This is a genomic window from Anaerovorax odorimutans DSM 5092 (genome assembly GCF_000426305.1).
GTDB lineage: Bacteria > Bacillota > Clostridia > Peptostreptococcales > Anaerovoracaceae > Anaerovorax > Anaerovorax odorimutans.
The window spans coordinates 1-12,663 of record NZ_AUFC01000044.1; the positions used below are offsets into that span (position 1 = coordinate 1).

The window sequence follows — 12,663 nt, forward strand, 5'->3', positions numbered from 1 at the left end:
ACAGGAGGTTTTGAATCAACGGGTACCAAAGGGCTGTGTGCAAGCTCATCTGAAAGATTCTCAAAAACTTCTCTCTTGAGTTTACGCATCCAGTAGTAGTAGGTTTTAATTCCGATATTATTCTGATCACACCATTTAGCTACGGTGATGCCACTCTGCCTGCATTCTTTAATTCTGCCGGCCCAAAGGGAAACTTTATATTCGTGAGATACTCTAGTCAATTTATCCATAATACATCCTCCAATGTTAATCTAAATATCCTTAAGATCCTTAAGGTACTTTAGAATTCTTATATTTACATTGGATATTATCCCATGATTAAGAAACCGAAGACAATACACTATTTTATTTGACGCTTACCGTAAAGGATTATTGTCTAATGGTTTAGTTAAAGAAGCTTTACTCTTATCTAATATTTTAAAAATTTCACTAGAATTTTCAACTATTGCATTTACAGCCTTACAATAATGATATGGATTTGGTAATGCAAATTTCCGTCTTGCATTTTCCTTTTTAAACCCACTAAAAATTATTGGTACGGATGTATTCCTACCATTTACTGTTTCAATTAAGTTTTTTATATCTTTAAATTTATCTCCAAGCTGTTCTGTTGTAAAACATGGGGGTAATTCACTTGGGAAATATTCATTTCTTATTAAGTTTTCAAATATAAACATTCCTTTTTCCTCACAGTTATACTATTTTGCCCTTTAATTTTATTTATTGAAACAATCCATATAATTCTTGCTATCACCTTATTTTGTAAGTTATTTCGTTTTCCATATCTTCATACTTATCTACAACTAATTTAGAATAATTAAGAGCATCATTAGCATTTAAAGTTTGCTCAATGTATATTCCTTCTGCTACCGCTTCAGCCTTATTTAAAGAATCCTTATCAATAGTTATAATCCTTTTCTTTCTTCCTTTAAAATCATTATGCCTAAGCAAACTTCTAAAAATTTGAGAATCATATTCATACATTACCTTACATATTTTACCAAAGAAATTTCTCCAACTATCAACCCTATACGAGCTTCCACAAATCTGAATTTCATAAGGACTTTTACCCGTTACATCTACATCATCCATAATTTCAAATTCATTCGTTACATTAATTGGATTTATGTAAGCTTCCTCTATCTCTGGAAATTTCCAAATTTGAATAACCCTCTCAAACAACATATTTGCCCTATCATTTATCTCTTTTTCATTCCACTCTTCTATTTCTGCCAACTTCCTGTTAAGCATTATATTTGAGGTTAAGTAAAACTCTTTTTTTTCACCATATGCTTTATTAGATAATTCTGGGTTATATGCCGTTAAAGTCAAATTACCAATTTTATGTAAGTTAGTTTCATGAATTTCCTTATATCTTTTCCCTAAATCAACTTGCCATCTAGGATTTAAATTTTGTGGCATAATATGTTCTATTGTCAATTCTTCTAATTGAACATTTTCTTTACTTTCACTTTTTATTATTTCTTCCAAAACATAACGAACCTGCTTAAAATGATAAAAATCTTTATTTATAAAACTTTCTTTTAATAAATTATTGTTTGGAAAAGTTACTTTTCCTTTTTTATTTAATAGTATTATTCCTATTTTCTTACTCAATTCTAGTTCATCATGTTTTTCTTTTATTACATCTTTAGCCAAAATAGCAAATACTTTATTCAATGCATTAGTAGGTAACTCACAAATCATTCTTCTCAATACATATGAAATAATAGTATCTAAAACATTACAAACTTCTTTATTTGTGATTTTTCTATATAAATAGCAATCTTCAAAAACACTAAGTAGAAATGGATATACAACAGTAGATTTTAATTTATCTAACTGAATTAATCTCTTATTAACCTCTATATCTGGGCAACTACAATATTTGAACCAGCTATAATACTTTCCATAAGTCTTTAATTCATCCAAAATACCTTCAGCATCAAAATTATTAAGATTCTCATAATATTCTTTAAAATTTTTATAAACTTTATCTTTATTTGGTATTATAGCTGTTTTTAAAGTTAGATAGTCTCTTATAAAATCAGAAATCATCTGATCTGGTAATATTCTTTCTATTTTTACCCAATAATTATTATAAAGTTCTTCTTGTTTACTATATTCTTGTCCCATTAACAAGTAATTTCTTATTAAATCTGCCTCTGTTAAATCCAAACCCGTTGAATTTAAACTTTCAAAAATTAATTGAGGATTTTCATTTTCTTTAGATAATTGTATATAAACTACTTCAATTTTCTGTATACCCTTATATATTTGCTCTGGAGTTAAATCTGAAGAATCTATTAATTCTAAAAAGTACTTATAATTAGATGTTATTGCTGATTCATTCAATGTTTCATCCTCTCCGTTAATTAATTCTTTATAAGTAGCGAAATCAGACTTCATAGGTTTAAGCTTTATTCTAAATTGCTCCGGAGCCCTTTTATTAATTAAATATAACTCATAGATATCTTCTCTTATATCCTCATCTGTTGTTCTTTCACTTATAGCTTTTAAAAGTAACATTATAGAAGTTAATCTCTGTTGTCCATCAATAACTATAAATTCCCTAAAAGTTGCTGTATCTTCTCCTTGAATATAAACCATTGTGCCTAAAAAATGTATTGATCTTTTTATATCAATTGCAATTTTTTCAATATCTCTAAATAACGTCAAACATTGTATTTTTTTCCAATCATAATTTCTTTGATATACAGGAATAATAAATGTTCTTTTTGATGTACTAATAAACTCCAAAAGATTAATACTATCTGCTTTCATATATTCCTCCTACTAATTTTTTAATAAACAAATATAATATTTGCGAATCTTTATTTTTTATCCGTTATAAAAACTTATGCTGGACTTTTTTATAAATCGTATAAGTTTTCATATACTTTATACTAATTTTTAGAATTAGTTAATCATATCTTTCTTTCTAGTATTTTAAAATTAATCATTTTCTATAATAGTTTATCATATTTTATACAATATTGTGGAATAATTTGGTATTATGAAGCATTTATATAAAAACTTTTACTATACCTCTTAATAAGATCATATCTACCAATTCTGCTAATAAGCTCTATACCCTCACCTTTTTTAAGCACTAAAAAAGACACATTGAAGATAACTTCAATGTGCTCATTATATACTATAACTTCTTTTACAAAATCCTGTATGAACTTCTTACATTCAGGTACGTTTTTTCTAATTACATATTCTTTAAAATCCAGAATTAGCTTTCTAATATCTGTTTCTGTAACTATTGGAGCTTTATTCTCTACAGATATCTCTTTTAAACTAGCTTCTAGGTCAATCTTTCTTTGTTTCAAACTTTCAATCTTTGTTTTAAATTCTTCTTGATAAAATCCATTTGAGATTGCTTCTATTATATTTTCTATCTGCTTATTTATTTCTAAAAGCTCTTTTTCTATTATGTTTCTTTTTTCATTATTTTCCTTATTAAGATTTTTAAGTCTTTCTCTAAGACCTTGTACCAATATTGGCATTGCTTCTTCACTAAATATCTTCTTTTCTAATTCTGTTAGTACATACTCTTCTATATATTCTTTCCTTATTTCTTTATTATTACATACTGTTGTACTAGTCTTACTTCTATGCCCACACCTATAAGATACATAAATAGGTTTATTTTTTGGTATTCTTCTATTACCATGCATCGCATACCCACAACAGCCACATCTAATTAATCCTGACAATAAATAATTTTCCTTAGCCTTATTTGTTCCAGGTGCATGCTTTCTTTTATTTAGTAGCTCTCTTGTTTTTTCAAAGGTTTCTTTAGAAATAATAGCTGGCATACCACCTTCAATTCTAATAATCTCACTTTCATCTTTACATTTGTGATTATTCCTCCTTCCAAAAGCATCCTTCTTTGCTGTCTTATTAAAGATATATACACCCGTATATTTTTCATTAGTAATAATACTGTAAATGCTATTACTTTTAAACATAGTACCAATCTTTGTCTTATATCCCCTGGCATTTAATTCATCTATAATCTTACTATGACTTTTACCTAATAATATCATGTCAAATATTAGTCTAACACACTCTGCTTCTTTTTCATTAATTACATATTTTTTCTCTTCATTTACATCGTAGCCTAAAGGTGGAAGACCTCCTGTATGCTTTGCTTGGTATGCTGTTTCTTTCATACCTTTCATTACTTCTCTAGCAAGATTCTTAGAGTAATATTCTGCCATACCTTCTATTACAGATTCTAGTATAACCGATTCTGGCGAACCATCTAAGTTTTCAGTTACACTTATTAATCTGATTCCATTTTGCTTTAATTTTCTCTTATAAACCGCACTATCATATTTGTCTCTGCTAAATCTATCTAATTTATGTACGATTACAATATCAAATAAGTCTTGCCCGCTTTCTTTAATCATTCTCTGAAACTCAGGTCTTTTAGCAGTAGTAGCTGACTTTGCTTTATCTGCATAGATTTTAACAATCTCATATCCATTTGCTTTAGCATATTCTTCTATTGCTCTTATTTGTGCATCTATAGATTCGTCTCTTTGATTATCACTTGAATATCTACTGTAAATCGCTGCTCGTCCTTGTATTTCTTTTACTTTTGCCATTATAGTTCCTCCCCTCCATTTATATTGTAGGGAGAATTAATACTCTCCCTACTTTTTTAATTAATTAATTTTTTCTTTATACTTATTAAGCAATATTTCAATTAATGCTGATGATATTATACTGTTATTGGATATAGAATCCTCCATAAAAATGATTTCTTGTTTATCACTTAAATAATTTCTTTGATATAATTTATCTCTAGAAATTATTGTTTTTAAATACTGCATTTTTGCTCCTTTTCTTTTTATTTTAATTAATAATATATATTTATTAATTTTTTTATTACTTTACATCCTATATATGATAAAAATTTAATCCTCATCTAAGTATGTACTCGTCTTTACAACATTTTCCCATACATCCTCTTTATCATCTACTTTGTGTTTAATCAAAACCTTAGTCTTTTTATCTTTTAAAGTTTTTAAATTAAAATTGTCTTCAGGTTCATATCCTATAATCCCTTTCACTATAGGGTAAAGTCTGCTCATCTTATTTAAGTTTTTACTAGCGAAAAATTTTATCTCTACTGGATCATCAAAGTCAGAATTCTCAATAGCAAAGATTAAAGTTATTCTAATCCATTTATTATTTTCAGAACTTACCTTCTCGTCTGCTAATATAGCTTTAACCGTTGCTATATACTCTCCTTCTTGAATTTTAGGTTCTCTCTTAGTATTTGTAACCACAAACAAATCTTCGTTATTATCTATTATCTTATTTATCATATAATTCTCCTTCTATTACTTTTTAAAATTTTTCTTTTATAATATGTTATAATATAAAATAATCTTTTTCTTAGCATAGTTTCTTTTTACATCACTTACTATGCTAAATTTAAGAGGGATAAGAGGGCATACCTGCCCTATATGCCCTAATTTTTTTCAGTAGAGAAGTACTTTGGCGAGTACTTCTCTTTATTTTTCTTCTAAATCCAAGGCTGTAATATTTAAATGTAGTAGTCTTAGACGTTGAGTTCCTTGTTCTCCTGAAATTTGGGGAACTGCTTTTTTAGGGCATCTTTGTATTTTACCATCACTTCCTTTCTCAATATGTATTAGCTTAGACTCATCTAGCTGCTTCCACAAAGTTCTCTCTAGTATAGGAAACTTCTGCCCTCTTGCAGCAAGGAATTTATTTACTAAGTTATATATGATTAAAGGTCTTAAATAATAAAATCTTTCATCCTTCCACCCAATTATTTCACCAGAACTAAAAAGTGAATCTTGAGGATTTTTTGACTTTAATTCTTCTATTCTTACTTTTCCTGATACTATGATTTCTTTTAATATTCTTAAAAATATCTCCGTAGGTGTTTCTTCATTTACTAGAACATTTTGTTTGAAAATTAATTCTTTCAAAATATTTTCAGCCTCATTAAATAAAATTTCACATTCCTCTTGATTGCAAACTCTAGCAAAATTAAAATATTTTAACATTATCTTATATGAAATAATTAACCAAGCTGCAGCTTCTCCAATCCTTCCATGTGAGGATAACTTTTGAAATTGTCTTCTTTTTTCGCTAAATTCTTTTTCTAAAACATTTGGGAGTTCTTCCATCTGTGGTACTAGCCATTCAATATATCCCCTCATAGCTTCTCCAAAAAGCTTAGTATTTTTTTGACTGTCTGAAAGTTTACTAAGATCAACATCTTCTGTAAGAATTTCTACACCTAGAAATCTAGCAACTGAGGATTGACCAACAGGTACATCTTCTCCTGTTACAATCGCTTGACCTCTTGGAGGAAAATCTTTTTGAAATTCAATACTTGATTTTAAACGAGCTCTTCCTATACGATCGCCAAACATTCTCAACACCCTTTGAGCGATATATGACATTTTGTTAGCTTCATTTTTTACTGATTCAGGATGATAGTCATCTATAAGAAGTAAAGCATCTTTTGTAGCAAAAGCTTTTCTTTCAATTGCATTTGCAGTATCTTTAAAGCTCGCTGGAGGAGTACTATTAAAGATTCCAAAATGATTTAAAAAAAGTAAAGCTGTTGTAGTTTTTCTAGTCCCAGTACCTCCATAAAGCCATATAAGAAAGTTTGGTTCTATACCAGCTCTTTTAAATGCCTCAGTTAATGGAGATAGATAACAGTGAGCTAATAAAGGCACTGTTATTTCTTTTGGAGCGATGTCAAGCAATTCTTTACTCGCTTTTACTGCTGTATATAAATTCTCTATTTTTTCTGGCAAACTATATCTTTCTAAACTCTTTTCTAATTCTACTTTGATATTATCTGCACCAATACACCCATGTGAATGTAAGAATATCCATTTATTATTTTCTAGTTTACGCCAACCCATATGAGTGTAAATTATAAGTTTTTCAGTATTGGCTGACATATTTTGAATTGCATCCCTGCATTGTTCTTTCTTAGCAATACCAGCTCTAATAGAAGCTTTAATTCCCCAAGAATTTATAACCCAATTCATTGTAATAAAGTCAGATGCAGATATATCAACAGCTTTAAGAGGAATACCATTCTGAACCCCAACAATTCTAAATATTCTTTGCTCAGAACTACCATCATCTCTTATAATTTCAAGCTCTGGTCTTGCCACAAAATTTGCTATACTATATGGTTTTCCTTTGGTATCATAACTACATAAGTTTCCATGTTCATCAATATCATATTCCTTTATATTTTCTAAAGCATCTAAATAAGGTTTATAAACTCTATTTTTTGGAGGAAGCACAGAATTCATTTTTTTTATTATGCTGCCAGGAGAATTTGTAATTTCTCCTTCTTCATTTTCATTAATATTACAAAAGCACTCTTCTATATCACAGTAATCACAACCAAAAGTACTACATCTTACCATCGGTCCACCATTGGGCGTTTCATTTATAAGGTTTAAAATTCGCTCTTCGCTTCTTTCATTATGCTTAGTAGACAAAATTGAAAAGTCCATTGCAGCATCACCATACCCTGCTGAAATAAGAAGCTTACACCATTTAAACCAATCATCTTCTGATATACCTTTTGTCCTTTGGATTTCTAAAGAATTCTTAAATACACTACATCTATTTGCAAGCCTTTCAAATACTTTAGAAGACTCTATAAGTTTACGCTTATCTACTTTATGCTTAAATTCCTTTACTTCCGTAACTTTTTTAGTTATATTGTCAGTCATTAAATCAAGCATCCATTTAGGTGCATCTTCAAGTTTACTTTCTTCTGGACTATTACCCTTATACCACTTATAGATTCCACCATTAGGATGAACTGAAGGAGGAAGAATAGTTTGTTGACCCTCTCCAAGTAATGCAAGCTCACTATGTTCACCTTTTAAAGTTTCAACATATTTTTTTGTAATAACTCCTTCTGGCACTTTATATAAATACCTTTGACCACCACCTGGCGTTTCAAATTTCCAAGTATCTGGCAAATTGCCTTTACTTAATTCTTGTAGCCTTACTACTGCTTCCTTACCATCTATATCAATTCCTATTATTCCAGAACCACCACCCATTGGTAATCCGACATTTATATTAGGTATAGTTTCTTGCCATTTTTCAATTTCTTCGTTAGTAGTTTTTTGCCTTTTTTGCCAATCCTTTATTAAAGGCTTTTTGTCTTTACAAGGAATTACTGGTAATCCTAATTTGATATAATTTCGCATTGCAATAACAGTTTCATTAGTTTCTTTTTCTTCCATATATTTCTCCTTCTCTAGTTGATAAGAATATATTCTCTTCCATCCCCACTCTCTCATCGGTTAGCCTTAATCTAAATAAGGCAGAAGAAAAATACTCTTTTATTTAGTTGTCAAGGTACAGATTTATCTCTAAAAGTATTTTAAAATAAATGATATTCAAGAGACAACTTAATCTATCATGAATATTTATACTTGTCAAATGGCTATTTTTCAATATTTTATGCATTTTAATTCATTATTTTGAGTGTATTTGTATTTTTATTCATTATATGTGCTTTTTTTTCATTTTTTCAGACGTACGTACTTATAGACTAAGCATAAAAGTCTATACATAGCGTTCACACTTAGTCTATAAGTGTAAACGACGGAAAAAGTTTTTTAAACCTAAATAATATTCATTAAAAAAAATTAAAAAAAATTTTTTTATCTACGTTTAATATATATAGGGGAATAATTATGGAAATTATTCCCCTATATATATTGTCACAATTTTAGCTTAGTATCTAATTTTAATATAATCCTTGTATCAATTATAAGTATTTTAATATTTACATTATGTTCTTTACTTAAATAATCCTTTTTCTTGTAGACTGCAGAACCTACCTTCCGACCCGATAATTATATGATCCGTCAATTCTATTCCCATAAGCTTTCCACATTCTTTTAATCTTTGTGTTATTTTAATATCTTCTTTGCTAGGCTCTAAATCTCCTGATGGATGATTATGACATATAATAATATTTGCTGCATTGCCTAATATCGCTGTCTTAAAAATCTCTCTTGGATGAATAATTGCACTTTGCAAATTTCCTACTGATACTACTTCTATAAAAGTTGGCTCATTCTTAACATTTAATGTAATTAGTATTAACTTTTCTCTATCGCAATCTATTAATAGGTTTCCAACTAAATTTACAACATCTTTAGGTGTTGTTATTTTTCTCGGTTGATATTTAATACTCTTTTCTTTAACTAACTTAACATTAACTATATTTACACGTTTTGCTGATACTTCCTTTTTCAATTTACTTTTATCCTCCTATAAAAATATCCATATACAGTTAAATCTTAATTATCTAAGCTTACTAGGTGACTTCTTAGTTTTTGCAACTGAAAATAATGTTCCTCCTAAAAAAACTCCACTTGTAAAATACTCTATAAAAGCTGTACTTGTTGTTGCTGTAATTAATCCAAATAGCATATTTTTATCCTCCATTCTTCTATTAAATAGTATCAATAATTACACAAATTCCTAATCCTGTTATGAATCCTAATAAAAATGCTCCTAATTCCATTAACTCTCCTCTCTAAGAAAAAGTTCTTTACTTACCACTACAATTGAATAATCCGAATTTAAAATAAATAACATCATTATCCAGTCTTCTTCACCTTTAATTGTTATCTCCTTTCCCCATTCAGCTATATCCTCTTTAATATCTAAATGAGAATTCTTAAGTTTCTCAACATCATCTGCATTTTCAATTAGTGCTACATATCCTCCTAAATCTGTTTCAATATTCCTTGATACTCCATATTCATCATCTAATACTCCTACTATTTTCTCTATCTCACTTACCACAGGTATAGGTAAATGATTAATATTATATAAATCTTTTCTTTTTCCTATTTTTATCATTGTTTATAATAAATCCTTTTTAAAATTTAATAATAAAAAACCTAAGAAAGTAATTTATTTGCCTTCTTAGGTTTTTATTAATAATCTTGATATTTAATTTTAATTTCTTATTTTACAACTTTAGTTCTTATTCAATTATATTTAGTACCCCCTTTTTTTCAAATTATAAGATGCTGCTAGTTTCATATCTCCTGAATTTGACTGAAAAATACGTTTTAATTCTTCATCACTTTTATTTTCCATGCTCTTTGCTAATTTTAAAATATTATCTTTTCTCTTTTCTCTTTTTCCAGCTTCTTTATATGCGGAATCAAACATTATTCCATTTAAAAGTTTATCATCTACTATCTTTAGTCCCCAAGTAAATAAGCCTTCTAAGAATCCTGCCACTATTTTTTTACCTCCTATAAGTCTCTAATTATTCATCTACTTTCCCAGTTCCATGACACTCGGGACATGGAATTTTTCCTGTGCCTCCACATGCTGGGCATGGACCTGCATTGGTTACATCACTATGATCATATGTACCATAAGTTAATCCATATTCTTCACACGATACTATCTTTTTACCTCTACATATTGGGCACGTAACTTTTGCCATATTATTACCTCTTTTCTTATTTTATTTTAAATTTAATTTATAGCTATTTTAATAATTTTAAAATTTGATTTTTTTGCTGATTTGCATGACTTACAACAGCTTCACTAGCCTTAGCTAATATATTATTTTTTGTATAAATCATTATTTCTTTTGCTATATCTAAATCCCTAATTCTGGATTCAGAATAAATAATATTTTGGTTATAATTTTCAACATTATTTGAAATGTATTCTAATGAATTCTGATATGCTCCCATTCTCGAACTGTGTGATGATATAATTGCTATTGCATTATCAATTTTTAAAAGTGCATTTTTAGCATCTTTTATATTTTTTATATTTAATGAATCAAGACCTATACTACTTGTCCGAACATCACAAAGAGTAACTGACATTGTATCTTTAGACCTTTCTCCTATCTGTAATATAATATTTTCTGCATTTCTTTTAACATTTTTGTCATATGCTTGTGTTTGTTCACTAGATTCATATTCTGGTACTCCAATTGAAAAACCATCTTCATCAGAAACTATAAAACTATTTCCATCCCAAATTATTTTTGATACTTCCTTACTTAAATTATTAGATAATTCTTTTTGTAAAGTCCATTTAACTCCATCAGAAGAATTATAAATTAAGCTTTTTGATCCCTCATTTTCAAAACCAATAGCAACATATTGATTACCATCATAAGCTATGCTTTCAAAATTAACTTCCTTTTCAATATTAACTTGATACCATTTATCACCATTATCAGATACAAATAGGTTTCCATGTTCTTCTCCAACAATAAAATATTTATTTCCTTCATGTAAAATAGAATCTCTATGATCTAAACTTACTTTAGTTTTATAATCCCAATTAATTCCATCATTTGAAGTATATATATAACGTTTAAATCCTATTCCTACATATTTACCATCAGCAAAACAAATAGAGCTTATCTCATAAGGGTTATTAAATACCTCCCAATCAGCTCCGTTTTGTGACGTGAGTATCTTATGGTTTCCCAATTCAGAGGAATATCCAACCATAGTAAATTTACTTCCATCATACGCAATTGAATTTCTATTTGTGCTAAGGCAATCTAATCTTATTGGGGGATTCGTGTTAACAATATTACTCCAATTAATTCCATCATTTGAATAAATAATGCCATCATCATCACCATAGCTTCCACTTTTAGAACCAGTTATTACAAATACTCCATTCTCATAAATAACATCTGATGGCAATGGATCATAATTTGCTTTTATCCAAGTTTCACCATCATTAGAATACATTATTTGGTTTTTATTATTGCTCTTTCCTATTGTCACATATTTATCGGTACCATTGTATTCTATATCTTTAGCTGTAAAATTGTTTCCATTATCTATGTAAGTCCAATCAATATTTTTTAACTTTGGTTTTACTACTGTATTATTTTGTATTGACTCTGCGTTAAAAATCTCACTTGAATTTAAAAGATTTACCCCATTAAAATTTGTATTATTCGCTATACTATCTATATTCATCCCCATTTGCTCAAAATCTAACTGTAAATGTTCTCTATCTAAATCTGTTAAAGTTCCATTAGTAGCTTGTAAAGCTAACTGTCTCATTTGTAACAATGTTGGATCTAAAATTTCATTTAATCCACCTTCTGCAGTTTGTACAAGTGAAATTCCATCTTTGATATTTCTTGAAGCCATTTCTAGCCCTCTTATTTGACTTCTCATTTTTTCTGATATTGCTAATCCTGCAGAATCATCTGATGCTTTATTTATTTTGAAACCGCTTGATAATTTTTCAATAGCTTTTGATAATTTAGTATTATTAACTCAACTTTCCCACTAGGGAAATGTTAATGCACCTTGAAAAATGAATATGAATCTGCTTTAGGATATATAAAAAAGTCCTAATTTTTGATATAATGGAAATAACGACAAACCCATAAATATCAAAGAAAGTAGGACTTTTTATGAATTCCATTATAGCAGAAAATTTACGCACTGAACAGACTGTAAACTCTAGAATCGACTTGTTTTTTTCTAAGATAGGAATATCTGAACTTTTAAAACAGTCAAATTTTTATAAGGAATCAGGAATTCCATGTGTTATTGTATTGAAAACAATATTTACTTTAGTTTTTAC

13 protein-coding genes and 1 pseudogene are annotated in these 12,663 nt (G+C 28.5%); all 14 read right to left on the reverse strand.

Annotated features, from left to right (window positions below):
- Nucleotides 1-230: IS66 family insertion sequence element accessory protein TnpA (gene tnpA, locus K292_RS0112340; protein WP_027400093.1), on the reverse strand; the 230-nt coding region annotated here is incomplete at its 3' end.
- Nucleotides 231-356: 126 nt separating this feature from the next.
- The gene (locus K292_RS0112345; RefSeq protein ID WP_027400083.1) at nt 357-677 is read right to left on the reverse strand and encodes a hypothetical protein; all 321 of its coding nucleotides are present in this window, start codon (nt 675-677) and stop codon (nt 357-359) included.
- A 73-nt stretch (nt 678-750) separates the two neighbouring features.
- Complete coding sequence (locus tag K292_RS0112350) at nt 751-2,784, reverse strand: DUF262 domain-containing protein (protein ID WP_027400084.1); 2,034 nt, start codon at nt 2,782-2,784, stop codon at nt 751-753.
- A 230-nt stretch (nt 2,785-3,014) separates the two neighbouring features.
- Complete coding sequence (locus tag K292_RS0112355) at nt 3,015-4,622, reverse strand: recombinase family protein (protein ID WP_027400085.1); 1,608 nt, start codon at nt 4,620-4,622, stop codon at nt 3,015-3,017.
- 60 nt (nt 4,623-4,682) lie between these two features.
- On the reverse strand, nt 4,683-4,850 hold the full coding sequence (locus tag K292_RS18730; protein ID WP_156900542.1) for a hypothetical protein: 168 nt from the start codon (nt 4,848-4,850) through the stop codon (nt 4,683-4,685).
- A gap of 84 nt (nt 4,851-4,934) precedes the next feature.
- Nucleotides 4,935-5,348 (reverse strand): hypothetical protein, encoded by a 414-nt coding sequence (locus K292_RS0112365; RefSeq protein WP_027400086.1) that lies wholly within the window; start codon nt 5,346-5,348, stop codon nt 4,935-4,937.
- Nucleotides 5,349-5,537: 189 nt separating this feature from the next.
- Nucleotides 5,538-8,291, reverse strand: coding sequence for a bifunctional DNA primase/polymerase (locus K292_RS18035; RefSeq protein WP_027400087.1), 2,754 nt, complete (start codon nt 8,289-8,291; stop codon nt 5,538-5,540).
- A 562-nt stretch (nt 8,292-8,853) separates the two neighbouring features.
- Nucleotides 8,854-9,315, reverse strand: a complete 462-nt coding sequence (locus tag K292_RS0112375; RefSeq protein ID WP_027400088.1) for a JAB domain-containing protein — start codon at nt 9,313-9,315, stop codon at nt 8,854-8,856.
- A gap of 48 nt (nt 9,316-9,363) precedes the next feature.
- Nucleotides 9,364-9,492 (reverse strand): hypothetical protein, encoded by a 129-nt coding sequence (locus K292_RS19345; RefSeq protein ID WP_281168554.1) that lies wholly within the window; start codon nt 9,490-9,492, stop codon nt 9,364-9,366.
- 93 nt (nt 9,493-9,585) lie between these two features.
- Nucleotides 9,586-9,927 (reverse strand): hypothetical protein, encoded by a 342-nt coding sequence (locus tag K292_RS0112385; RefSeq protein WP_027400089.1) that lies wholly within the window; start codon nt 9,925-9,927, stop codon nt 9,586-9,588.
- 141 nt (nt 9,928-10,068) lie between these two features.
- Entirely contained in the window at nt 10,069-10,317 is a 249-nt protein-coding gene (locus K292_RS0112390) for a hypothetical protein (protein ID WP_027400090.1), read from the reverse strand.
- A gap of 28 nt (nt 10,318-10,345) precedes the next feature.
- Nucleotides 10,346-10,528, reverse strand: a complete 183-nt coding sequence (locus K292_RS0112395) for a hypothetical protein (protein WP_027400091.1) — start codon at nt 10,526-10,528, stop codon at nt 10,346-10,348.
- Nucleotides 10,529-10,571: 43 nt separating this feature from the next.
- Nucleotides 10,572-11,810, reverse strand: coding sequence for a flagellin (locus K292_RS19410; RefSeq protein ID WP_330364994.1), 1,239 nt, complete (start codon nt 11,808-11,810; stop codon nt 10,572-10,574).
- A 186-nt stretch (nt 11,811-11,996) separates the two neighbouring features.
- A pseudogene (locus K292_RS19355) lies at nt 11,997-12,335 on the reverse strand (flagellin N-terminal helical domain-containing protein); the annotation flags it as partial.
- Nucleotides 12,336-12,663 lie beyond the last annotated feature (328 nt).